This is a genomic window from Amphibacillus cookii, assembly GCF_016908375.1.
In the GTDB taxonomy this organism is placed as follows: domain Bacteria; phylum Bacillota; class Bacilli; order Bacillales; family Amphibacillaceae; genus Amphibacillus_C; species Amphibacillus_C cookii.
Genome location: NZ_JAFBDS010000002.1, coordinates 433069 through 457136 on the forward strand (window position 1 = coordinate 433069; position 24068 = coordinate 457136).

Sequence of the window (24068 nt, forward strand, 5' to 3'; positions counted from 1 at the left end):
GATGAATTTCATGAAAGAAATTGATCCATTTATTCAAGCTATCCATCAGGTATTATCTGTCAATGAGGTTCGTCAATTGGCTCGCAATGTAGGTTTCATTCAACGTCAAAAAAATTAAGTCCAGAGGATTTCTTAAGTATTTGTGCCTTTTTACAACAAACGGCAGGCTCTGAGCGGTTGAGTAAACGATGTGCAACTATAAGGGGTCACATCCAATCCGCCACAAAAAAGAATCAAATCCAAATGCTTGCCACCAATATAACACGGCAACAATTGGATATGCAAGCGTTGTATCCGATCTATTCCTTACGTTGGCAAGTGGAGATTCTATTTAAAACATGGAAATCATTATTTGATATCGATAAGGTGCGAGCGATGAATCCAGAGCGGTTTGAGTGTCATTTATACGGTACGCTAATTCATATTCTTCTTTCGTCTATGATTGCTTTTCAATGTCGTTATTATCTCCATAAGAAGCATCAGATCGAAGGTAGCGAATACAAGTGTATCGACCTTGCGAAAAGCGCCATTGAAGATGAGAAAGGACAGCCATTGCATGATATCTCTTCACTTCGTGCACTGATGAAGAATATTTATCAAAATGTATACCGACATGGAAGGAAAGATCATCGCTATCAGTATAAGAGTCCTTTTGACATCTTAAATCTTACTTATGAACGAACGTTTAAAGCAGTATAGATGAATATTTGGGTTTTGCCAAAGCTTATTGTTTTTTAACTTTGTTGATTGGAGAGGAAGGCATTCGACTCCTGCGGGAAAAGCGAAGACGATGAGACCCCACAGTGAGCGTTCTGTGCGAACGAGGAGGCTCAGCGCGAGCCCGCGGAAAGCGAAATGCCTGGATCGCAAATCAACAGCCACTTTTAACAGCGTAATATTTAAAAAAAAGCAATAAAGTGGTTTTTACTAATCATGCACCGAATTGGAAAATAATATAATTTTGTGTAAAAATTATTCGCTCTAGACTTGCTTTTTCTGTAATTGATCCTTAGCTTGACGGCTATGGGCCGTGTCCACGGAAAGCGAAGTATTGTGCTGAAGCGCAATGCTCAGATATTAATGTCCGGATTTCATCTTTCTAATGACGCTTTTGTCCCAACCTCAATTGTTGTTCTTATTTTTCTTTTCTGGGACAGGATCAAGCCCCCCTGGGTGAAACGGATGGCATTTGAAGATGCGAATGATCGTGAGCCATCCTCCTTTAATTGCACCAAATCGAGTAATCGCTTCTTTTCCGTATTGTGAACACGTGGGCTGAAATCGACAACTTGGCTGTTTATGCGGGCTAATGTATTTTCGATAGAAATTAATAAGAGCCAACAATAAGTACTTCATTTTTAGTTCACCCGTTTATCAAAGCTAATTGATGCAAGTGCATCATGCAAATGAATCGATTCTTCATTCTGACAAGTTACTTTAAAAGCAACGATTTCTTCAGATTCATATAGATCAGCTGCTACAAGTCTAACCATATCTTCAACAAAACGTGGATTTTCATAGGCTTGTTCTGTAACCATTTTTTCATCAGGCCTTTTTAAAACCGGATGAATGCGAGCACTAGCATTGCTTTCGGCTGCTTCTAGTAATAAAACTTTCCAATCTGCATGTTGTTCATCAAAATCATCAACGAGTTCAATCTCCATTTGTACTTCTCCGCGTTGATTATGAGCGCTATATTCACTAATTTCCTTTGAACATGGACAGAGTGTAGTAACGGTTCCGGTTAATCCGACTTTGATTTGATAAATATGAGGTTCGTTAAAATGAATGCTTACCATCAAATTGGCATGATTTAAGCCAGCTAAATTTGAACTTGGTCCACGGCGCTCATAAAACCAAGGGACATCTACTTTTAAAAATGCATCAGAGCTGTGTAGACGTTTTGCTAAATCTTTTGTAAATCTCTTCAGTAAATGGAGGTCTAATGTTAATTCCCCATTTTTATAATAGTCTTGTAATTGCTCAGTAAATCTGCTCATATTGGTTCCTTTACTCCCTTGATCCACGGATGAAGAGAATGTGAAAATACCAATTGAACTTTGTTGGTGTGGTTTGTATTTACTATTTATTTGAACCGGATGTTTCACGTTTGTTATACCAACTGCATCTAATTTAAATAGAAAGTCGTTTTGCGTATTTTGTAAGTCTGGCATGTCTTCTTTTTTGGTTGGTTTATTTTTTTCTCCAGGTTCAACCGAACCAAATAGACGATGTCTTTCTGTTTTATTAGGTAAATTTCGATATTTTAATTTATGATTCGTCATGGATTATAGACCCCTTTCGCGTCTTTATTAGTTCAAAGTATACTGAACTCTGGGTGATGATTCAATTTATTTAACTTATACACAGACAGGCTAACAAAAAAGTTAGTCTCTCTTCCAAAGGCTGTATCTAAACGACAAGCTAGGGGAGTCAGGGAGAACTTTCAAATTACCGAGGATTTTGCTGAACTTTGGCACTTCGTAACATATCATCGTGTTTATTACAGACAAACTGTATAATAGGCAATAAAAAACACTTTAAGCTATGCTCAAAGTGAAGATAATTTAAATCCAAGTAACTTTAGGCTCTGATTTGTTCACTATTCGCTTAATATTTGGTATATGACGATAGATGATAAAAACAGCCAAAATACTCGTTAAAATCAGCGATCCGTAATCACTTAATAAGAAGGAAGTGATCACTGCGATAATGCTTGTGAGTATTGATGAGAGTGAAACATATTTACAGATATATAAAACAATAAGAAACGTAGCCAAAATAATTAGAAACAAAAGCGGATTAACACCTAAAATCATACCTCCAGATGTAGCAACAGCTTTTCCACCTCGAAAGTTAGCAAATACAGGATACATATGACCAATAACAGCAAAAATACCAATAATCAAAGCGCTCAACTCTGGTTGATTAAATAGGAAAGGCAAGCTAGCTGCCAAGGTACCTTTTAAAATATCAGCCAATGTTACAATGATACCTGCTTTTTTACCTAGTACACGAAAAGTATTGGTTGCGCCTAAATTTCCACTTCCGTGTTCCCGTATATCCGTTTGGTAAAAAACTTTCCCAACAATGAGCCCTGATGGAATCGATCCTAATAGATAAGCAATTAATATAAATAATAGATAAGTCCACATATTTGTTCCTCATTTCTATTTAACAATATAGTCCGGTCGTTTTATTTTAACATGAATTTAAATAATATTAAATCTTTTTAGTACCAGGTTTTAATACATTACTATTTGACCCAAATGAACAAAAAAGCGTAAACTATAAACTAATGGATGAATAATGAAAGGTGGAGCCTGATTATGAGCTATTCACATCCGAACCAGGAAAGATTGAAAGAGATATTTAATCAGACGACGACAATTGCCGTAGTAGGGCTATCCGATCAACCCAATCGAATCTCGTATCAAGTTTCTCAAGTGATGCAGAAAGTCGGCTTTAAAATCATTCCCGTTAATCCTAATATTCAATCATCCCTTGGTGAAAAAGCTTATCGTCATCTTTCTGAAATACCAGAGCCGGTTGATATTGTTAACGTTTTCCGAAAATCGCTATTTTTAAAAGACATTGCAAAGGAAACTGTTCAAATTGGAGCCAAAGTGTTATGGGCACAACAGGGCGTGGTTGATGAAGCGGTCTATGAATTGTATAATAAAGACTTGTTCATCGTTATGGATTCATGTATTAAAGTGGCTTATCACCACCACGGCTAAATATTTTTAAAGCATGTCTATGACCTTAAGTTGAGGCCTTAACTAAGCCGATCTTATGGTCAGGTTTAGTTAAGCTAGTCAAAATAGAGACTATTTTAGCTATTTCACATTTAATAAACACATGCTATACTTACTTAATAACTAATTACAAACGTAGGTTCGCTTTTATTGGGATGTTGAGATATATGGAAGGAGCAAGATGAGTTTGACTAATCAAGATACTATCTATACAGACGATTCGATTCAAGTATTAGAAGGTTTAGAAGCTGTTAGAAAACGTCCAGGTATGTATATAGGTTCAACTGATGCAAGGGGATTACACCACCTTGTCTATGAAATTGTAGATAATGCTGTTGATGAAGCGCTATCTGGTTTTGGCGAGAAGATTAATGTCACGATTCATGCAGATAATAGCATTACCGTTACCGATGAAGCGCGTGGCATGCCAATTGGTATGCATCAATCTGGAAAGTCTACACCAGAGGTTATTCTAACCGTTTTACATGCTGGAGGTAAATTTGGTCAAGGGGGCTATAAAACATCTGGCGGCCTTCATGGTGTGGGTGCCTCAGTTGTTAATGCGCTATCAGAGAAATTAACAGTGACAATTTACCGAGATGGAAAAATCATGGAACAAACTTTTTCAAATGGTGGGATAGCTGATGGGCCTCTAACGCAAATCGGTACTACTAAGAAGACAGGGACTTCCATACACTTCAAACCTGATTCTGGTATTTTTTCAACAACAACTTTTCAATTTGATATCCTTTCAGAACGCTTAAGAGAAGCGGCTTTTTTGCTGAAGGGTTTAGAGATTACATTAGTTGACAAAAGGCAAGATCTTAAAGAATCTTATAAATACCCTGATGGTTTAAAATCCTTTGTTGATTATTTAAATGAGGAGAAGGATGTGTTACATGCTGTTGTTTCGTTTGAGAGTGAACAACAAGATATAGAAGTGGATTTTGCTTTTCAATTTAACGATGGTTATGCCGAAAGTATGCTATCCTTTGTTAATAATGTTCGAACGAAAGATGGTGGAACGCATGAATCTGGTGCTCGAACAGCGATTACGAGAGTATTTAATGAATATGCACGAAAAAATGGTTTACTGAAAGATAAAGATAAAAATCTAGAAGGTAATGATATCCGAGAAGGTTTCACTGCAATTGTATCGGTTAGAATTCCAGAAGAGAAGTTACAATTTGAAGGACAAACAAAGGGTAAATTAGGAACTTCTGAGGCAAGGTCTGCAGTTGATGCCGTTGTGTCAGAACATTTGGCTTATTTTCTTGAAGAAAACGCGGAAGTAGCCGCGATGTTATTAAAGAAAGCAGTTAGGGCAAAAGAAGCTCGGGAAGCGGCACGAAAAGCACGTGAAGATGCTCGGACGGGTAAGCAAAAAAGAAGAAAAGATGCTTTATTGAGTGGTAAGCTTACACCCGCCCAATCACGCAAGCCCGATCGCAATGAACTCTATCTCGTTGAGGGTGACTCAGCAGGGGGGTCAGCCAAACAAGGACGTGACCGTAAGTTTCAAGCGGTATTACCATTACGTGGTAAGGTAATTAATACAGAGAAAGCGAAGCTTGAAGATGTCTTTAAAAATGAAGAAATCTCAACCATTATTCATACAATTGGTGCTGGCGTTGGCGGCGACTTTAATTTAGATGATGTTCAGTACAATAAAATTGTAATTATGACAGATGCTGATACGGATGGCGCTCATATTCAAGTACTCTTGTTAACCTTTTTTTATCGATATATGCGACCACTAATTGAGGCCGGTAAGATTTACATTGCTCTTCCCCCTCTTTACAAGGTTTCAAAAGGTAAAGGGAAAAACGAAAAAATTCGCTATGCTTGGAACGAAGAGGAGATGAAACAAGCGACTCAAGAGTGGAAAAGTGGTTATATCTTGCAACGTTATAAAGGGCTCGGTGAAATGAATGCCGATCAGTTGTGGGATACAACGATGAATCCAGAGACAAGAACTTTAATTCGTGTCACCATTGATGATTTAGCAAGAGCAGAACGAAGAGTAACAACATTAATGGGGGATAAAGTAGCGCCACGACGTAAATGGATTGAATCGCATGTTGCCTTTGGCCTTGATGAAGAGACGAATATCATTGACAATGAGAATATTCATGGTTAGTTTTGAGGAGGAAATATTTTGGCTTCACAAGAGAAATATTTAGATTTACCATTAGAAGAAGTGATTGGTGACCGATTTGGTCGCTATAGTAAATACATCATACAAGATCGTGCTTTACCTGATGCTCGAGATGGTTTGAAGCCGGTTCAACGTCGAATCCTTTATGCGATGCATGAAGAAAAAAATACACACGAAAAAGGATTTCGTAAATCTGCTAAAACGGTTGGTACAGTAATTGGAAACTACCATCCACATGGTGATAGTTCTGTATATGAAGCAATGGTTCGTTTAAGTCAAGAATGGAAAGTGCGTAACGTTCTTGTGGAAATGCATGGTAATAATGGTAGTGTTGATGGAGATCCACCAGCCGCGATGCGTTATACTGAGGCTCGACTTTCTGCGATTTCTAGTGAATTATTACGTGATATTGACAAAGAAACCGTTGATTATATTCCAAATTTTGATGATACTATTAATGAACCTGTTGTCTTACCTGCACGATTTCCAAACTTACTTGTCAATGGCTCAACAGGTATTTCAGCTGGTTACGCAACAGATATTCCTCCACATAACTTAACTGAAGTGATCGATGCAGTTATTAAAAAAATTGATCAACCAGATGTCACAATTGATCAATTGCTCGAGATCATGAAGGGGCCCGACTTTCCAACAGGTGGTATTATTCAAGGAGAAGAGGGACTGAAACAGGCATACCGTACAGGTAAAGGTAAAGTGATTGTAAGAGGACGTGCAGAAATTGAAGCAATTAGAGGAAATCGTGAACAAATTGTGATCGATGAAATTCCCTATGAGGTTAATAAAGCAGTATTGGTAAAGCGAATCGACGAATTAAAACTTGATCGCAAAGTCGAGGGTATTGCTGAAGTACGAGATGAAACAGACCGGACAGGGATGCGAATTGTAGTTGAGTTGCGTAAAGAAGCGGACAGTGAAGGGATTTTAAATTTTCTATACAAACATACTGATTTACAAATTGCTTATCACTTTAACATGGTCGCAATTAAGGATAAAACGCCGACGCAACTTAATTTAATAGAATTATTGGATGCTTATATTAACCATCAAAAAGAGGTTGTTCTTAGACAATCACATTATGATTTAAAACGGGCTAATGACAGAGCACACATTGTTGAAGGGTTAATTAAGGCGATTTCTGTTTTAGATCAATTGATTGCAACCATTCGAGCTAGTAAAGATAAAGCCAATGCGAAAATGCGGATAGAAGCACAATTTGGCTTCTCGGAAAAGCAAGCAGAAGCTATTGTGAATTTGCAATTATATCGCTTAACAAATACCGATATCACATCATTAGAAAAAGAGGCTAACGAACTAAAACAAGCGATTATCGAGTTAAACAGTATTATTGCTGATCCGAAAAAATTAGCGCAGGTAATAAAAAGCGATTTGCGTCAGATTAAGAAAAAATTTAACACGCCAAGACTGACCTCTATTGAAGCTGAAGTCGAAGAATTAAAAATAAATCTCGAGGTAATGGTAGCTAGTGAAGAGGTGCTTGTTTCTGTTACGTATGATGGCTATCTTAAACGAACAAGTTTACGGTCATATGCTGCATCGAATGGCGAAGATTTAGCCATGAAAGATAATGATCGCCTTGTTGGACTTTTTGAAATCAACACAACGGATACCTTATTATTATTTACTAATAAGGGTCGATATATTTATATGCCTGTACATCTTTTACCTGATATTAGATGGAAAGATTTAGCACAACATATTTCTAACATAGTAGCGATTGATAACGGTGAAAAGATCATTAAAGCGATACCGATTCGCGATTTTAAGGCCCCACAATATTTGATCTTCTTTACTCAAAATGGCATGATTAAACGTAGTGAACTTAGTTTATATGAGGCGCAAAGATATTCAAAGCCACTGGTTGCCATTAACTTAAAAGGTAATGATCAACTTGTTAATGTGTTCTTATCCAATGGCTTACAGGACGTATTTGTCGTCTGCAATCGAGGCTATGGATTGCGTTATAACGAGGCAGAAGTTTCGCCTGTGGGTCAACGTGCTGCAGGAGTGAAGGCAATGAATTTAAAAAAAGAAGAGTACGTGGTTAATGGATTTGTGATGGACGGTGATAAACAAGATGAAACTTACTTCACGCTTGTCACACAACGTGGAGCAATGAAACGCATGAAAATTACAGAGTTTGAACAATCGACGCGTGCTAAGCGCGGACAAATTATGTTAAGAGAACTAAAAGGCAAGCCTCATCGTGTAGCTGGATTTACTGAAGTATTTCCAGAAGAACGTGTTACTGTTCTAACCGAGACTGGTCAAACGATGACCGTACATCCGATGGAATTAAGCATCAGTGATCGATACAGCAATGGATCTTTTGTTTTAGATACAGATGAAATGGGAGAAGTAGCAACCATTTGGAAAGAAATTGTTTATCAAACACCATTTAAAACGGAATAACTTGATATTTAATCAGTAAGGATAGTTTGATTATCCTTACTGATTTTTAAAATGGTTTAGTAAATGATTAAAAGCTTTTTTATTGAGGTTTAACATTATTATTAGTAATCGAAAAAAGTTTCAATAACAAGCTGGTTATTGTAGCCCTCCGCTCACTGATGCAGGTTCGTTTTATGGCTTAAGGAGCTCTCTTATCTGTTCGAATCCTCGTCCGATTGTTGTCGATTGATGACTGTCTGATCCAGGTATAAGCTCAATACCAATTTCTTTAGCTTTTCGTGCGACTTCAAGTTTTGGATAAACCGATAGACAGTCTGGTTTGTATAACCCAGCTGTATTGAGGTCAAGTGAATAATGATTTGCTTTTATTTTATTTAGTACTTCATCTATGATGGTCTGATCATTGAATGGACTCGGGTATTTGAGTGCAAATTTTTCAATTAAAGTTAAATGACCAATTCGCTGTGGCTTATACTGGCCTAAATCGACAGTGATTGATGAAAGAACGGTTTGATAGTAGTGTTTATATACAGCTTCTATTGACTGAAATTGCTTAATGATATTAGCGAATTCAGTGGCACTGTAATCTAAACATACATATTGATTATCAGGCGCTTTTAACATATGTACCGAAAGAATGGCATCGTCAATTTGCTTACCATATTGGTCAAGAAATGATTGGATTTCTTCTTGATAACCGTCAATATAATCGACTTCAAATCCTATATTAATTTTAATATCTTCTTTATATTGTAGTTTTAGTTGTTCGCCTTTTTTTAAATACATGTCTAAGTCTGACCACGCCATCGCGCTATCTTGATTAGGAACCGGATCCTGAAATGATATTGGCAGCGGGGCGTGTTCCGTAAAGCTGATTTCTGATAATCCTAATTTGATTGCATTTAAAATATAGTGTTCCCATTGGTCATTTGATCCGTGTGGACAAAATGGTGTGTGTACATGAAAATCTCCATAAGCTATCATCGCATTTCCTCCTTATTTATTTAATGATAAAGTTAAAATGATGAATTGAAAAGGATTTTTTGTTGACTTTATTAAAGATTGCATGTTACTGTTAGTACAATAAAATACTTTATCTAGATAAAGTGGTAGAGCGATAAAGAAACGGGAGTGATGATCGTGTTTTTACCTGCAGGGAGTCAAGACCAAATTGGTGAAAAATTAAATAAGCAAGCGCATGTTAATCAAATGTTTAGGACTGTGGTTCAGCGCAGGGATTATAAAGCGATAGAAACCCCAGTCGTTGAATATGCAGAAACGTTTACCAATCCGCATGTTGGTATGGATTTTAGCAAACTATTAAAATGGTTTGACAGAGAAGGGGAAATAGAGGTTCTTAGACCAGATTGGACAACAGCGATTGCCAGAGCATTAATGAAACAGCATCGCTCTCAATTAAAATGGTTTTATCAAGGGTCTATTTTTCGACAAGATAAAAACGGGATTGAGAGTAGGCAAGCAGGGATTGAGATTATTAGAACAGATGCCTTCCTTGGAGAAATGGAATCATTGTTTACGGCGGTTGATTTTTTGTCCGCTTTATCTATAGACAATTATATGGTTGAATTAGGACATACAGGTATATTTGAATACTTAACAACACCTCTTGGATTAGATAGAAAAGAGGAAGGTTTGCTAAGAGCAGCGATGCATGATAAAAAGAAAGATGTGGTCTACCGTTTAGTCCTAGAGAAAGGACATGAAGACATTGCCGAGCAATTAGTTACTTTGACACAAGCTTTTGGTGGAAAAAGCGTATTAGATGATTACATGGAAAAATGGCAGGATGTTCATGAACTTAAAGAAATCATCTGTTTGTTAAAAAAGTTAGTTAATGCCTTAGAAGAGCTTGGAGATATTGATGTGACTGTAGACCTTGGTCGTGTTAAACAACTCCCTTATTACAGTGGTACGATGTTTCGTGGCTATTTAACAAGCTCTGGAGATATCTGCTTTTCTGGTGGACGCTATGATAAGTTATACAAACAATTTAACCAAAATATTTCTGCAGTCGGTTTAGCCTTTGACGTTGATCAATTAGCGAAAATTATCAAACCACAACTGGAAGCTAAACGTCTTTGCATTGTAGCCTCTCCAAATACGCATGTTAAAGCTGAAAAAATGAGACGAGATTATCCTGAGTTCCGTGTCGATATCCAATATCAAATGCCATCATCGGATCAATATGATCAAATTATTCAGTTAGCAGATGGGGTGAAAAGATGAAGCCGGTCATTGCATTAACGAAAGGGCGTTTAGAAAAACAATTTTTAAGCTTTTTTGCTTCCATAGGCTATGACATTAATCCACTAATAGAAAAAGGTCGTAAATTGCGTGTTGAGACCCATGAATTTGCTTTTATTTTTGCTAAAGGTCCTGATGTTGCAACATATGTTCAATATGGTATTGCTGACCTTGGTATTGTTGGTGGGGATATACTGGCTGAATTTCAACCTGATGTCTATGATCTCTTGCCACTCCCGTTCGGTCAGTGTCGTATGGCTGTAGCAACAGAAAAAGGTAAAAGCTGGTCAAATCAAAAAAAATATATTGCGAGTAAATATACGGGCATTACTAAAGCATTTTTTAAAGATAAAGGTGAGTCTGTAGAAATTATAAAATTAGAAGGATCGGTAGAACTCGCTCCGATATTAGGTTTAGCAGATGCGATTGTGGATATTGTTGAGACCGGTACAACATTAAAAGAAAACGGTTTGGTTATTGATGAAGAATTTATGGAATTTAGTGCACGGTTAATAGCTAATCGTGCATCATTAAAGATCAAACGGCAACAACTCAATCCAATCATTGAAAAACTACAGCAAAAGGAGAATGAATAAGTCATGATATCTACTTATCGTGCGTCTGAATTTGAAGCGATGTTGCACGCGCAAAAAAAACAAAGCAATCAAACCAGTGAAGCTTATCAAGTTGCAAAAGAAGTGATTGCCGAAGTTCAAGCAGATGGAGATCGTGCACTAGCGAAGTATGTAGAGAAGTTTGATGGCGTTGTACCTGATCGTTATCTTGTTTCTGAACAGGAGCGTGAACAAGCGTGGCAACAAGTTGATGATCAAACCATTCAAGCATTAAAAAATGCAGCTGAAAATATTAGAGCGTTTCATGCTAAGCAGATTAAACAATCAAAATTTATGCAAGATGAACTTGATATTGTTTCTGGTCAACTGTATCGAGCGATTGATAAAGTGGGGATTTATGTCCCAGGCGGTACGGCTTGTTATCCATCATCAGTACTTATGAATGCCATACCTGCCGTGCTTGCAGGGGTAGAAGAGGTTATTATGGTTACACCAGCACGTCATGGTGCTGAGATCGCACCGATTTTATCTGTAGCCGCTGATATTGCCGGTGTAAGTTCAATCTATAAAATAGGTGGCATCCAAGCGGTTGCCGCATTGGCTTATGGAACGGAGTCGATCCCTTCTGTTGATAAGATTGTAGGGCCTGGTAATGCTTATGTAGCGGCTGCTAAAGCGCTTGTCTATGGCGATGTAGGTATTGATATGATTGCTGGACCATCGGAGGTGGCGATTATTGCCGATCAGACGGCTAATCCAGCCCATGTCGCGGCAGATCTTATTGCACAAGCAGAACACGATACGAACGCACGTGCATTCTTATTCACACCTTCACAGCAATTAATTGACGAAACTAAAGTGGAGTTGAGTAAACAAACGGAACGACTACCAAGAGCTGAAATTGCCGTTTCAGCTTTAAAAGCTAATGGTGCGCTTGTGATGGTCGAACATTTAGATGATGCTTTTAGACTGTCTAACATGTTAGCACCTGAGCATTTAGAAATTCAAGTTGACCATGCGCTAGATTATTTGAAGTATGTTAAACATGCCGGGTCTGTTTTTTTAGGTCATTATACACCAGAATCATTGGGCGACTATTATGCGGGTCCTAATCATGTTTTGCCGACGTCAGGAACGGCTAAATTTTCTTCTGGACTGTCTGTTGATGATTTCGTTAAAAAAACAACTTTTTTATATTACTCTAAAACCGCTTTGCAAAATGCTGCTCAAGATGTGATCACGATCGCAGAAGAAGAACAATTAGCCGGACACGCACGAGCGGTATCGCAACGATTAATGAAATGAGAAAAGAGGGATTAGGATGCGACACGCTAAAAAAACGAGACAAACCTTTGAAACGAAAATTGAAGTGAATCTAAACTTGGATGATCCAAATGAAGTAAACATTGACACGGGCGTTGGCTTTTTCGATCATATGCTGACGTTATTTGCTAAACATGGGAGATTCGGATTGGTGGTTAAAGCAGATGGCGATTTACATATTGATAGCCATCATACCGTTGAAGATGTTGGTATTGTCATTGGTCAATTGATCAAAGAAGCGTTAGGTGACAAACAACAAATTAATCGTTATGGTACGGCTTATGTACCGATGGATGAAGCTTTAGGGTTTGTATCGCTCGATATTAGTGGTCGCCCATACCTTGTTTTAGATGCTGATTTTAAAAATGATAAGCTAGGTAACTTTGATACTGAGCTTGTCCGTGAATTTTTACAAGCTTTTATGGTTCATGGCGGCATAACCTTGCATGCCCGTGTCTTATATGGAATTAACACACATCATAAAATTGAAGCGATTTTTAAAGCATTAGGTCGAGCATTTGGCGAAGCGATAAAAATTAATCCAGAAATTAAAGGGATTAATTCAACAAAGGGGTTGCTTGAATGATCGCCATTATTGATTATGGTATGGGAAATGTTGCAAGTGTACAAACAGCCTTTGAGAATTTAGGCTATCAAGTGGTGCTTACGGATGATCATGCGACATTACGTAAGTCGTCACATATTATTTTACCAGGCGTTGGTTCTTTTCAAGCTGCCATGATTGAAATTGAATCGCGAAATTTGAAGAAAATTCTAATTGAATTGGCGGAAACCAAACCATTTTTAGGTATTTGTTTAGGAATGCAGCTTTTGTTTACTGAAGGGACTGAAGGAGGATTAACTAAAGGTCTTAACCTTATCCCAGGAAGCGTTGATCGTATTGATACCGCTCATATATTACCACATATTGGATGGAACCAACTGCAAGTCACTGATCTCGTCCCAAGTTTTCAAGCGTTTAATGATGAATTTGTTTATTTTGTCCATACATTTGCTGCTAAAACAGCGAAAGAATATATTGTTGCAACAACGGACTATGGTGGAGAGGTTACCGCTATTGTCCGTAAAGGCAATGTATTCGGCATCCAATTTCATCCGGAAAAAAGTGCAACCATTGGTGGAGAAATAATGAAAACATTTTTAGAAGAGGTGAAGAAATGAAAATATTACCGGCAATTGATCTGATGGATGGTAAATGTGTCCGCCTTTATCAAGGTGACTTTAATCAATCTGAACAAGTAGCAAGTGATCCGCTTGAGCAACTAGACAGCTTTATAAAAGATGGTGCGGAGATTGTTCATATTGTTGATTTGGATGGCGCAAGGAATAGTAATGGCAGACAAATTCAATTAATTGAGGCTCTTTGTTCACGATCAACAGTACCAATTCAAGTTGGTGGTGGGATTCGTTCAATTGAAACGGTTGATCAGCTAATAAAGGCTGGAGCTGAACGTTTAGTGGTGGGTACAGCCGCAATAGAAAACATTAATTTTTTAAAAGAGGCTTTAGCTAAATACCCAGAAAACATTGTGGTTGGCATTGATGCTAAAAATGGTAAAGTAGCGAGCCATGGTTGGGAAAACCTATCAGAACTTGATTATCTTGCATTTGCAAAGGAAATTGAGCAACTTGGTGTTCAAACCATCGTGTTTACGGATATATCAAAGGACGGGACCATGCAAGGGCCTAATTTAGAACAATTACGTGCATTAAATCATGCGGTATCGTGTAAAGTCGTTGCTTCAGGTGGCATTAGTCGTGACCAAGATATTAAGGATTTAGCCAAAATTGGCATAAAGGAAGCTATTGTCGGAAAAGCCATTTACCAAGGTACGGTTACATTAAAGGGGCACAATCGTTATGATTGCTAAACGCATTATCCCATGTCTAGATGTTAAAGATGGAAAAGTGGTCAAGGGAACTAATTTTGTTGGTTTAAGAGAACTTGGTGATCCAGTTGAAATGGCAAAGACATACTCCGAAGCAGGTGCTGATGAAATAGTTTTTCTTGATATATCAGCGACACATGAAGCAAGAGATACAATTGTAGATATCGTTAAAGAAACCGCGCGAAACGTACATGTACCTTTCACGGTCGGCGGTGGGGTCCGTTCAATAGAAGATATGACGCGATTGTTACAAGCAGGTGCTGACAAAGTAGGCATTAATTCAGCAGCTGTAACTGATCCGCAATTAATTACAGCGGGAGCTACTCGCTTTGGTTCACAATGTATCGTCGTAGCTATTGATGCTAAGAAAGTTGCTGATCGATGGCATGTGATGACACATGGTGGCCGGAAAGATACGGGTATTGACGCGGTAGAGTGGGCTCAAGAAGCAGAACAGCGAGGGGCAGGTGAAATATTGTTAACCAGTGTAGATACTGATGGGGTAAAAAACGGCTTTGACCTCTCGTTAACACGAGCGATCGTTGAAGTTATTCGTATTCCAGTGATTGCATCAGGTGGCGTCGGTCATCCAGATCACTTTGCTGAAGTATTTGATGCGACAAATGTTTCAGCTGGTTTAGCGGCGTCAATCTTTCATGAAAATACTTATACCATAAAAGCGGTTAAAGCAGCTTGTAAAGCGAAAGGAGTGAACGTTCGTGAAGCCTGATTTCACAAAAGGCCTTATCCCGGCGATTGTCGTTGATGCAGACACGAAAATGGTATTAATGTTGGCTTATATGAACCAATCAGCATATGAAAAAACTTTACAGACACGGGAGACTTGGTTTTACTCTCGATCAAGGCAGCAATTATGGCATAAAGGGGCAACGTCTGGAAATACCCAGAAGGTGGTTTCAATCAAGCTTGATTGTGACCAAGATACACTTCTCATTGAAGTAAAACCGAATGGCCCGGCATGTCATACTGGATCTACTACATGTTTCTTTAATGAAGTGCAAAACGATTCAAGGTCTAAAGATTTTGACCCGACCATTTTCGATAAAGTATGCGATGAAATTTTGCTACGGAAGAAAAGTCCTCAAGAAGGTTCTTATACCAATTATTTGTTTAATAAAGGTACTGATAAAATTGGCAAAAAAATTATCGAAGAAGCTGGCGAAGTCGTTATTGCTTCTAAGAATAATGATAAAGAAGAATTGACATTAGAAGTAAGTGATTTACTTTACCATACCTTTGTGATGTTAGCAGAGAAAGATGTTGATTTAGCTGATATAAAAGCAGAATTAACAAAAAGATTCAGTAAAAAAGGCAATAGTAAAGGTGACCGACCTGACATTGATCAGTGGTAAATAAGGATAATCTTTTAATGGTGTGATTCGCTACGAAACAGGCAGTAGTAAAAAACAAACTACCTGTTAACGATAATAATATTATGTAAACTAGATAATGTATTGAAATGGGTTTATCATCTTTAAAACATAGCTGAAGTATATGAGAAGTATAAATCTCCAAACGAATGAATGAGACCATCGTTTGGAGATCTTAAATTTGTATTATAGAGCATTTATCACAGATAACCGTCCGTAAACAAAATAGAGAACAGAGGTAAAGCAGTTTAGGTGGGTGATAACGAGCGCTCATGTTCGGATTCACTCAACGAACCATCAGTGGGTGGGTAAGATCGTAGACTAAGACCGCCAGGATTACAGACTAAGATCGCCACCTCCTTAAGAGGATTACAGACTAAGGGCGCCACGTCCTGTGGCAACGTCTGCATAACCTACATCCTGTAGGCCCACGTCTGCATGACCTATATCCTGTAGCCCTCCGTCTACTGAATGAAGGTTCGTTTCATGACCAATTTGTTTTAATAAATTCGTCCCGACCTGACTTTGCACGGTCTTCTTTATAGTGTTCTGTGTTCGTTTTGTAGTAATCCTGATGGTAGTCTTCCGCTGGATAGAAAGGGCTAGCAGGGAGGATTTCTGTTACGATGGGTTTATTAAACCGACCACTTTGTGCAACAGCTTGCTTCGTTGCGTCGGCTAAGCGCTTTTGTTCTTCGTTATGATAAAAGATCGCTGTACGGTATTGTGGACCCCGATCATGAAATTGACCATCTGGATCGGTAGGATCAATTTGCGGCCAATATAAATCTAAGATTTGCTGGTAAGTTATTTTGTCAGGATCATAGGTTATTTGCACAGCTTCATAATGACCCGTTTGCCCTGTTTTTATTTGTTCATAAGTTGGGTGATCTGTATCTCCTCCGGTATATCCAGAAATCACAGCGTCTACACCATCCCATTGGTCAAATGGTTTTACCATACACCAAAAGCAACCACCAGCAAATGTGGCATAAGCTTTTTTCTTCATATTTATTTCCCCCTTATTTAAAATTCTCTGTCTAATGTTGGGTGATGTTTACTAAAATAATTAATAACAAATTGATAAAACACTTTCTCAGATGGAGCTAAATCGCGATGTTTAGGGGTAATCATCCCTACACTTCTTTTTAAATCAGGACTGCTAATGGGAATTCTTACAGTGTAATTTGATTGATATTCAGCAATGGCACTTTCAGGCAAAACGGTAATACCTATACCTGCAGCCACCATCCCTTTAATCGCATCTAAATCCTCGCCTTGTGTAGTTACATGTGGCTCAAATCCAACTGAATAACAAGCATCAATAACAAGCTTTTCGAAAATATAGCCTCTAGGAAATAAAACGAAATCTTCCTCTTTCAATTCAGTTAAATAAACACTTTTTCGTTTAGATAACCGATGGTTGTTCGGAGTTAAGAGATACATCTTCTCGTGAAAGAGGATATCACCATTAATATGGGGATCATCCGTTATAACTGGGCCAATAAATGCAATATCGAGTTCTCTCTCCTTAATAGCTTCAATAAGAAAATGATAAGCTCCTTGTCTTAATTGAAAATGGATATTAGGATAAGTGGTTTTGAACTCGGCTAAGAGATGGGGTAATAAACTACTCGCCAAACTAGTGGGAAAGCCAATCTTAATTGATCCACGTTCAGGGTCAATATATTCGTCCATTTGTTTTTTTGCATAATCAATCGCCTTCATCGCTTCTTTAGCATGAGTTAAAAAAATTTTGCCAATTGGTAAAAGTTTAACATTTCGTCCTTCCCTTTCGAAAAGTTGCACACCTAGTTCATTTTCTAAATTGGCGATCTGTCGACTAATTGCTGATTGCGCAACATGGAGATGAACAGCTGCTTCCGATACATGTTCTCGTTCTGCTACCTCGATAAAATATTTCAATTGTCTAAATTCCATCATCATCCCCCCAAAAGATTAATCTATATTTTAGATTATATTCATTGTTATTATATATTGTATATATAAATCATAAAAACTACAATAGAAATAGACACAAAAATCTTATTTTCGGGGGCGTGTTTCATGAAATATAACCAAATGGCTGAAACGCAAGGGTTATATCAGTCGCAGTTTGAACGTGATAACTGTGGTATAGGCTTGTATGCCCATATTAAAGGCTTACGAACACATGATATTGTTAAAAAAGGTATTGAAATGTTAATTAAATTGGATCATCGTGGCGGTCAAGGTAGTGAACCGGATACAGGTGATGGCGCCGGTCTAATGGTACAACTACCAGATGCATTCTTTAGAAAAGAACTTCCAAACTTCAATTTACCAGAGGAAGGTAAATATGGTGTTGGGATGGCGTTTTTTTCTCAAAATGATCCGAAGCAAAGGGAATGGGAAGAGCAAATTAACGCATTAGTTAAAGCAGAAGAGCAAGAGGTACTAGGGTGGAGAACCGTGCCAACCGATTTCAGAAAAGTCGGAAAAAAAGCACAAGCTTCGGCTCCTTTCGTTCGACAAGTTTTCGTCAAGGCAAATCCGGATATCTCAGATACCCTTAGCTTTGAGCGGAAGTTATATTTGATTAGAAAACAAGCTGAAAAAATAGCCAGAGATAACAATGATGCATTTTATTTTCCGAGTTTTTCAAGTCAAACCATTGTTTATAAAGGTTTGTTAACACCTGAGCAAGTAGATCGGTTTTATTTGGACTTACAAGATCCTGCGTTTGTCTCAGCATTCTCATTGGTTCATTCACGGTTCAGTACAAATACATTTCCAAGCTGGGAAAGAGCTCATCCAAATCGATATTTAATTCATAATGGAGAAATAAATACATTGCGTGGAAATATTAATTGGATGCGAGCGCGTGAAAAACAATTTGTTTCTGATGCATTTGGTGATGATTTGGAGAAAATCATCCCGATCTTAAATGCAGATGGCAGTGATTCCTCTGTTTTAGATAATGCGTTGGAATTCTTTATTTTAGCCGGTCGCAAACCAGCTCATGCAGCGATGATGTTAATTCCAGAACCATGGGAACAAAATCCTAATATGTCTAAAGAAAAGCGGGCCTTTTACAAATACCATAGTTGTTTAATGGAACAATGGGATGGTCCGACATCAATTACTTTTACTAATGGCAAGCAAATTGGTGCTATTTTAGATCGTAATGGTTTAAGACCAGCTCGCTATTATGTAACAAAAGATGATTACATTATTTATTCATCTGAGACAGGGGTGGTTGATGTTGATGAAGCGAATGTATTATTAAAAGATCGCTTAAGTCCAGGGAAGATGTTATTAGTTGATTTAGAAGAAGGGCGAATTATTTCAGATCAAGAAATAAAAGATGACATTGTTAATGATGCACCTTATCAGAAATGGCTGGACGAACAAGTGGTGACGCTGAATGGACCGAAAGTTGAATCGAGTCCAAAGCAAACAAATCAATTGCTTGAGCGACAAGTCGCTTTTGGTTATACGACAGAAGATATCGAAAAGTATTTGAATCCATTGATTACTAATGGTAAAGATCCAATCGGTGCAATGGGTAATGACACGCCACTAGCGGTATTATCCAATCGAGCGCAATCTTTATTTAATTATTTCAAACAATTATTTGCTCAAGTAACCAATCCGCCAATTGATGCATATCGAGAAAAGCTTGTGACATCAACGTTAACGTGGTTAGGTTCGGAAGGTGATATTTTACATCCATCCAAAAAGAACAGTCATCGAATTCGATTAAAGACGCCGATCTTATCGAATGCACAGCATCAGGAACTCCTGAATAAAGAGAGTGAAGGATTTATAGCAACTGAGATTGATAGTCTATTTACCAACGATTTAGCTTTAGGCTTAAAACAATTGCATCAACAAGCTGAGGCAGCTATCAATGATGGCACAAATCTAATTGTATTAACAGATCGGAATATGGATGCGAATCAAACGGCTATACCTGCTTTATTAGCCGTAAGTAGTTTACACCAATATCTCGTCAGACAAGGAATCCGTACGAAGGCAAGTATTATTGTAGAATCAGGTGAAGCACGAGAAGTTCATCATTTTGCAGCCTTGATTGGTTATGGTGCTGATGCTATTACACCATATCTTGTTTACGAGACTTACTTGTCCGAAATTTTGTCAGATAATCTGACATTGACGTATCAAGAAACGGTTACACGCTATATTGATGTTGTAACGGAGGGCGTTATCAAAGTGATGTCAAAGATGGGGATCTCAACTATTCAAAGCTATCGAGGTGCTCAAATATTTGAAGCAGTCGGCATTAGCCAAACGGTTATCGATGAACATTTTACGGGGACGTCATCACAAATTGATGGGATTGATTTAAAGACTATAGCACTTGAAGCTAAAATGAGGCATGAACAAGGTTATCGTAACGAAGTGAATAAATCACTTGATTCAGGTAGTGACTTTCAATGGAGAAAAACAGGTGAACATCATGCCTATAACCCATTAACACTGCATAAATTGCAGTGGGCCGCTCGTCGTGGAGACTATAGTCTATTTAAAGAATTTACACAAGCTGTTAACGATGAACAAATTGGCTTCTTGAGAAATTTATTTACTTTTAATAAAAGAGAGGCCATTGACATTGATGAAGTAGAATCTGTTGACGCCATTGTCAAACGTTTTAAGACCGGGGCAATGTCATTTGGGTCGATCAGTCAAGAGGCTCACGAGGCTTTAGCCATTGCTATGAACCGATTAGGTGGTAAAAGTAATAGTGGGGAGGGTGGAGAAGACCCACGTCGATTTGAGCCTGATGAGAACGGAGAGCTCAGGAGAAGTGCTATTAAACAAATCGCCTCAGCTCGTTTCGGTGTAGATAGTCATTATTTGGTGAATGCAGAGGAATTACAAATTAAGATGGCCCAAGGTGCTAAACCAGGTGAAGGTGGTCATTTACCAGGTCAGAAAGTGTATCCGTGGGTTGCGAATGTACGAAATTCAACGACGGGTGTTGACTTGATTTCACCACCACCACATCATGATATTTACTCTATTGAAGATTTGGCCCAGTTGATTCATGACTTAAAAAATGCTAATCGTGATGCGCGTATAAGTGTGAAATTAGTAGCCAAGGCTGGAGTTGGAACGATTGCTTCTGGGGTTGCCAAAGGAAACGCTGATGTTATCTCTGTTGTTGGTTATGATGGAGGTACGGGTGCTTCGCCGAAAACGAGCATTAAGCACGCGGGATTACCATGGGAACTTGGTTTAGCTGAAGCACATCAAACTTTATTAATTAATGATTTACGTGAGCGTGTGGTTTTAGAAACAGATGGGAAGCTCTTAACAGGACGTGACGTTGTTTTAGCTACATTACTAGGTGCAGAGGAATATGGATTTGCCACAGCTCCACTTGTCATTCTGGGTTGTGTAATGATGCGCGTTTGCCATCTTGATACTTGTCCTGTCGGTGTAGCGACACAAAATCCTGAATTACGCAAAAAGTTCACTGGTGATCCTGACCATATCGTTAATTTTATGCGTTTTGTTGCACAAGAGGTTCGCGAAATTATGGCAGAACTAGGCTTTAAAACACTTGAAGAAATGGTAGGTCGTACAGATATATTAACCATTAATGATAAAGCCAAAAAACATTGGAAAGCAAGCCAGTTAGATCTAGCTCGGATCGTTTATCAACCTAAAGGTGCATTTAAACTTAATAAGACGAATCAAGATCATAAAATCGATCAATCATTAGATGTGACTACACTATTACCTGCCGTTAAAGATACGATTGCCACTGGTCAACCGGTTGAAGTGAATAGTAAGATTACCAATATTAATCGTGTTGTGGGAACGGTTATTGGCAGTGAAATCTCGAAAAAATATGGAGCGAAAGGTTTACCAGAAGATACCATCAAATTGAATTTTACGGGTTCTGCTGGTCAAAGCTTTGGTGCCTTTATACCTCGCGGGATGACATTGACTTTAGACGGTGACGCTAATGATTATGTGGGTAAAGGACTTTCAGGTGGAAAATTAATTGTTAAAGCACCTAAACAGGTAACCTTTAATGCGAGTGACAATGTGATTGCTGGTAATGTATCTTTCTATGGTGCTACTAATGGAGAAGCATATATTAATGGTTATGCAGGTGAGCGGTTCGCAGTTAGAAATAGTGGCGCGAAAATAGTAGTAGAGGGCGTTGGTGATCACGGTTGTGAATACATGACTGGTGGTCGTGTTGTCATACTCGGTGGCGTAGGTAAAAACTTTGGTGCTGGAATGTCAGGTGGGATAGCCTATGTGTTTAGTGAAGATCATCAAGCTTTTAAATCTCAAGCTAATTCTGAATTAGTGGGATTTGAGTCGGTAACGAATCCGGAAGAGATACTTGAGCTTAAAAATATGATTCAAAAACATGTGGCATATACAAATTCTAAACGTGCTCAGCACATTTTAGCAAATTGGGATATAGCAGTAGAAAGATTTATAAAAATTATTCCACATGATTATAAGCAAATTACAGCAAAAATCGATGCGTTAGTATCTGCTGGTCATACGGAAGAACAAGCAAAAATGAAGGCATTTCAGTTGAAGAAGGCTGATCAGTTAGCTGATTATGTTGATGACCAAGAAGTTATTGCGCAATAGAAAGGAGACATGAATATGGGAAAAGCGACTGGATTTATGGAAATTAAACGGGAGCAGGCAATTGAGCGCGATCCGAAAAAGCGTATAAATGATTGGAAAGAATATTCTGCTCCTTTCTCTGATGAAATGATGCAACGTCAAGGGGCACGATGTATGGACTGTGCAACACCATTTTGTCACATTGGAATGGAGATTGATGGGGCAACATCCGGCTGTCCCATTCATAATCTAATTCCTGAATGGAATGACTTAGTTTATAAAGGAAAGTGGAAAGAAGCACTGGAACGTTTAATGAAGACAAATAATTTCCCTGAATTTACTGGACGTGTTTGCCCAGCACCGTGCGAAGGCTCTTGTACAGTAGCGATTTCTGACCCGGCGGTAGCGATCAAAAATATTGAGCGAGCTATTATTGATAAAGGTTTTGAAATGGGCTGGATTAAACCGCGAATTCCAAAAGCTCGCACACAAAAACGAGTAGCCATTATAGGTTCAGGTCCAGCTGGTCTCTCAGCAGCAGATCAGTTAAATCAAGCCGGCCATAAAGTAACGATTTATGAGCGTTCTGATCGTGCGGGTGGTTTGCTAATGTACGGAATTCCAAATATGAAGTTAGAAAAAGAGGTCGTCCAGCGACGTATCGATCTACTTGAGCAGGAAGGTGTATCATTCATCCTTAATACTGAAGTAGGTAAAGATATATCTCCAGAGCAGTTGAAAAAGGATTTTGATTCGGTTATTCTTTGTACGGGTTCACAAAAACCTAGAGATTTACCGATTCCAGGTCGCGAACTAAAAGGCGTTCATTTTGCGATGGATTACTTGACACAAGCAACAAAAAATTTATTAGATAACGAAGAAAATCAAGCATTAAATGCTCATGGGAAAGACGTTATTGTAATTGGTGGGGGAGATACGGGGGCCGATTGTGTGGCTACCGCATTACGACAAGGCGCCAAATCTATTAATCAGTTTGCAATCAATCCGCAATTGCCGTTTAAGCGAGCGGAAGATAATCAATGGCCAGCTTATCCTAAAGTATTTAGCTTAGAGTATGCTCATAAAGAAGCTAAAGAACAATTCGGGGAAGATGTTCGTCATCATTCTATTCAAACAAAAGCCTTTATTACAGATGGTGAAGATGGCTTACAGGCATTGTATACGGTGGAAATGGGCAAAACAAGAGATGAGAACGGTATGTTTGTATATGATGAAATCGCCGGAACTGAAGAGGTTTGGCCGGCTCAACTTGTCATTATCGCTATTGGTTTTGAAGGTGCAGAAGAGCCGTTATTACATGCATTTGGTGTTGATACACAGAGAAATAAAATTGACGCACCCTATGGTGATTTTAGAACAAATATTGAAGGGGTATTTGCTGCCGGAGATGCAAGACGTGGTCAAAGTCTTATTGTTTGGGCAATTAATGAAGGAAGAGAAGTTGCTCATGCTGTCGATCATTATTTAATGGGCAAAACAACTTTACCATCTGTCCACGCTGTATAAGAAGAAGCGCTAGCATCAAGATAATTTTTCGTGTGAAATGTCCTCTTCAAAATAGAGAGTAGAGCTTATCTATTTAAGCGGGAGCTAATGGCGGACGTTAACGA

At 38.4% G+C, this 24068-nt stretch carries 20 protein-coding genes; 14 read left to right on the forward strand and 6 right to left on the reverse strand.

Annotated elements, in window-relative coordinates:
• Nucleotides 1–177: 177 nt before the first annotated feature.
• Nucleotides 178–699 (forward strand): transposase, encoded by a 522-nt coding sequence (locus JOE23_RS05080; RefSeq protein WP_204436204.1) that lies wholly within the window; start codon nucleotides 178–180, stop codon nucleotides 697–699.
• 423 nt (nucleotides 700–1122) lie between these two features.
• Here the strand turns inward: JOE23_RS05080 and yidD are convergent, their stop codons facing one another.
• From yidD to plsY, 3 genes are all read right to left on the reverse strand, one after another.
• Nucleotides 1123–1356 (reverse strand): membrane protein insertion efficiency factor YidD, encoded by a 234-nt coding sequence (yidD, locus tag JOE23_RS05085; protein ID WP_204436205.1) that lies wholly within the window; start codon nucleotides 1354–1356, stop codon nucleotides 1123–1125.
• Nucleotides 1357–1358: 2 nt separating this feature from the next.
• A complete protein-coding gene (gene folE2, locus JOE23_RS05090) occupies nucleotides 1359–2285 on the reverse strand; it encodes a GTP cyclohydrolase FolE2 (protein ID WP_204436206.1) in 927 nt (308 codons plus the stop codon).
• A 282-nt stretch (nucleotides 2286–2567) separates the two neighbouring features.
• A complete protein-coding gene (gene plsY / locus JOE23_RS05095) occupies nucleotides 2568–3155 on the reverse strand; it encodes a glycerol-3-phosphate 1-O-acyltransferase PlsY (RefSeq protein ID WP_204436207.1) in 588 nt (195 codons plus the stop codon).
• A 174-nt stretch (nucleotides 3156–3329) separates the two neighbouring features.
• Here plsY and JOE23_RS05100 point away from each other — a divergent pair, with 174 nt between their 5' ends.
• From JOE23_RS05100 to parC, 3 genes are all read left to right on the forward strand, one after another.
• Nucleotides 3330–3740, forward strand: a complete 411-nt coding sequence (locus tag JOE23_RS05100; RefSeq protein ID WP_204436208.1) for a CoA-binding protein — start codon at nucleotides 3330–3332, stop codon at nucleotides 3738–3740.
• 199 nt (nucleotides 3741–3939) lie between these two features.
• Nucleotides 3940–5898 carry a DNA topoisomerase IV subunit B gene (gene parE / locus JOE23_RS05105; protein WP_204436209.1) on the forward strand — a complete coding sequence of 653 codons (1959 nt, stop codon included), beginning with the start codon at nucleotides 3940–3942 and terminating at the stop codon, nucleotides 5896–5898.
• Nucleotides 5899–5916: 18 nt separating this feature from the next.
• Nucleotides 5917–8367 carry a DNA topoisomerase IV subunit A gene (parC, locus tag JOE23_RS05110; RefSeq protein WP_204436210.1) on the forward strand — a complete coding sequence of 817 codons (2451 nt, stop codon included), beginning with the start codon at nucleotides 5917–5919 and terminating at the stop codon, nucleotides 8365–8367.
• Nucleotides 8368–8538: 171 nt separating this feature from the next.
• Here parC and hisJ read toward each other — a convergent pair whose 3' ends face one another.
• Nucleotides 8539–9351 (reverse strand): histidinol-phosphatase HisJ, encoded by an 813-nt coding sequence (gene hisJ, locus JOE23_RS05115; protein ID WP_204436211.1) that lies wholly within the window; start codon nucleotides 9349–9351, stop codon nucleotides 8539–8541.
• A 156-nt stretch (nucleotides 9352–9507) separates the two neighbouring features.
• On the opposite strand from hisJ, the gene JOE23_RS05120 reads away from it, so the two are divergent.
• Genes JOE23_RS05120 through hisIE form a run of 8 tightly spaced genes read left to right on the forward strand, consistent with a single transcriptional unit; the run spans nucleotide 9508 to nucleotide 15813 of the window.
• Nucleotides 9508–10614 carry an ATP phosphoribosyltransferase regulatory subunit gene (locus tag JOE23_RS05120; RefSeq protein WP_204436212.1) on the forward strand — a complete coding sequence of 369 codons (1107 nt, stop codon included), beginning with the start codon at nucleotides 9508–9510 and terminating at the stop codon, nucleotides 10612–10614.
• Nucleotides 10611–11228 carry an ATP phosphoribosyltransferase gene (gene hisG / locus JOE23_RS05125; protein WP_204436213.1) on the forward strand — a complete coding sequence of 206 codons (618 nt, stop codon included), beginning with the start codon at nucleotides 10611–10613 and terminating at the stop codon, nucleotides 11226–11228. The genes JOE23_RS05120 and hisG overlap by 4 nt, the downstream gene beginning before the upstream one ends.
• Nucleotides 11229–11231: 3 nt before the next feature.
• A complete protein-coding gene (hisD, locus tag JOE23_RS05130) occupies nucleotides 11232–12512 on the forward strand; it encodes a histidinol dehydrogenase (protein ID WP_204436214.1) in 1281 nt (426 codons plus the stop codon).
• A gap of 16 nt (nucleotides 12513–12528) precedes the next feature.
• Entirely contained in the window at nucleotides 12529–13116 is a 588-nt protein-coding gene (hisB, locus tag JOE23_RS05135; protein WP_204436215.1) for an imidazoleglycerol-phosphate dehydratase HisB, read from the forward strand.
• Nucleotides 13113–13712 carry an imidazole glycerol phosphate synthase subunit HisH gene (gene hisH, locus JOE23_RS05140; protein ID WP_204436216.1) on the forward strand — a complete coding sequence of 200 codons (600 nt, stop codon included), beginning with the start codon at nucleotides 13113–13115 and terminating at the stop codon, nucleotides 13710–13712. Before hisB ends, hisH begins: the two co-directional genes overlap by 4 nt.
• Complete coding sequence (gene hisA, locus JOE23_RS05145; protein WP_204436217.1) at nucleotides 13709–14422, forward strand: 1-(5-phosphoribosyl)-5-[(5-phosphoribosylamino)methylideneamino]imidazole-4-carboxamide isomerase; 714 nt, start codon at nucleotides 13709–13711, stop codon at nucleotides 14420–14422. The genes hisH and hisA overlap by 4 nt, the downstream gene beginning before the upstream one ends.
• Nucleotides 14412–15170, forward strand: a complete 759-nt coding sequence (gene hisF / locus JOE23_RS05150; protein ID WP_204436218.1) for an imidazole glycerol phosphate synthase subunit HisF — start codon at nucleotides 14412–14414, stop codon at nucleotides 15168–15170. The genes hisA and hisF overlap by 11 nt, the downstream gene beginning before the upstream one ends.
• Nucleotides 15160–15813: a bifunctional phosphoribosyl-AMP cyclohydrolase/phosphoribosyl-ATP diphosphatase HisIE gene (hisIE, locus tag JOE23_RS05155; protein WP_204436219.1), complete on the forward strand. Its 654-nt coding sequence runs from the start codon at nucleotides 15160–15162 to the stop codon at nucleotides 15811–15813. Before hisF ends, hisIE begins: the two co-directional genes overlap by 11 nt.
• Before the next feature lie 502 nt (nucleotides 15814–16315).
• Here the strand turns inward: hisIE and msrA are convergent.
• Both msrA and gltC read right to left on the reverse strand, forming a co-directional pair.
• On the reverse strand, nucleotides 16316–16840 hold the full coding sequence (gene msrA / locus JOE23_RS05160; RefSeq protein WP_204436220.1) for a peptide-methionine (S)-S-oxide reductase MsrA: 525 nt from the start codon (nucleotides 16838–16840) through the stop codon (nucleotides 16316–16318).
• Nucleotides 16841–16857: 17 nt separating this feature from the next.
• Nucleotides 16858–17772, reverse strand: coding sequence for a glutamate biosynthesis transcriptional regulator GltC (gene gltC, locus JOE23_RS05165; protein ID WP_204436221.1), 915 nt, complete (start codon nucleotides 17770–17772; stop codon nucleotides 16858–16860).
• Nucleotides 17773–17898: 126 nt separating this feature from the next.
• Here gltC and gltB point away from each other — a divergent pair, with 126 nt between their 5' ends.
• Together gltB and JOE23_RS05175 are read left to right on the forward strand one after the other, a co-directional pair.
• Nucleotides 17899–22458 carry a glutamate synthase large subunit gene (gene gltB / locus JOE23_RS05170; protein WP_204436222.1) on the forward strand — a complete coding sequence of 1520 codons (4560 nt, stop codon included), beginning with the start codon at nucleotides 17899–17901 and terminating at the stop codon, nucleotides 22456–22458.
• A gap of 15 nt (nucleotides 22459–22473) precedes the next feature.
• Nucleotides 22474–23964 carry a glutamate synthase subunit beta gene (locus tag JOE23_RS05175; RefSeq protein ID WP_204436223.1) on the forward strand — a complete coding sequence of 497 codons (1491 nt, stop codon included), beginning with the start codon at nucleotides 22474–22476 and terminating at the stop codon, nucleotides 23962–23964.
• The last annotated feature ends 104 nt before the right edge of the window (nucleotides 23965–24068 follow it).

Excerpts from the sequence above, each read along its gene's own strand:
- parE (WP_204436209.1), top strand. The coding sequence starts at position 3,940 with ATGAGTTTGACTAATCAAGATACTATCTATACAGACGATTCGATTCAA.
- hisF (WP_204436218.1), top strand. The coding sequence starts at position 14,412 with ATGATTGCTAAACGCATTATCCCATGTCTAGATGTTAAAGATGGAAAA.
- plsY (WP_204436207.1), bottom strand. The coding sequence starts at position 3,155 with ATGTGGACTTATCTATTATTTATATTAATTGCTTATCTATTAGGATCG.
- hisJ (WP_204436211.1), bottom strand. The coding sequence starts at position 9,351 with ATGATAGCTTATGGAGATTTTCATGTACACACACCATTTTGTCCACAC.
- gltC (WP_204436221.1), bottom strand. The coding sequence starts at position 17,772 with ATGGAATTTAGACAATTGAAATATTTTATCGAGGTAGCAGAACGAGAA.
- gltB (WP_204436222.1), top strand. The coding sequence starts at position 17,899 with ATGAAATATAACCAAATGGCTGAAACGCAAGGGTTATATCAGTCGCAG.
- hisB (WP_204436215.1), top strand. The coding sequence starts at position 12,529 with ATGCGACACGCTAAAAAAACGAGACAAACCTTTGAAACGAAAATTGAA.
- hisG (WP_204436213.1), top strand. The coding sequence starts at position 10,611 with ATGAAGCCGGTCATTGCATTAACGAAAGGGCGTTTAGAAAAACAATTT.
- msrA (WP_204436220.1), bottom strand. The coding sequence starts at position 16,840 with ATGAAGAAAAAAGCTTATGCCACATTTGCTGGTGGTTGCTTTTGGTGT.
- folE2 (WP_204436206.1), bottom strand. The coding sequence starts at position 2,285 with ATGACGAATCATAAATTAAAATATCGAAATTTACCTAATAAAACAGAA.
- hisD (WP_204436214.1), top strand. The coding sequence starts at position 11,232 with ATGATATCTACTTATCGTGCGTCTGAATTTGAAGCGATGTTGCACGCG.
- hisA (WP_204436217.1), top strand. The coding sequence starts at position 13,709 with ATGAAAATATTACCGGCAATTGATCTGATGGATGGTAAATGTGTCCGC.
- JOE23_RS05175 (WP_204436223.1), top strand. The coding sequence starts at position 22,474 with ATGGGAAAAGCGACTGGATTTATGGAAATTAAACGGGAGCAGGCAATT.
- hisH (WP_204436216.1), top strand. The coding sequence starts at position 13,113 with ATGATCGCCATTATTGATTATGGTATGGGAAATGTTGCAAGTGTACAA.
- yidD (WP_204436205.1), bottom strand. The coding sequence starts at position 1,356 with ATGAAGTACTTATTGTTGGCTCTTATTAATTTCTATCGAAAATACATT.
- JOE23_RS05100 (WP_204436208.1), top strand. The coding sequence starts at position 3,330 with ATGAGCTATTCACATCCGAACCAGGAAAGATTGAAAGAGATATTTAAT.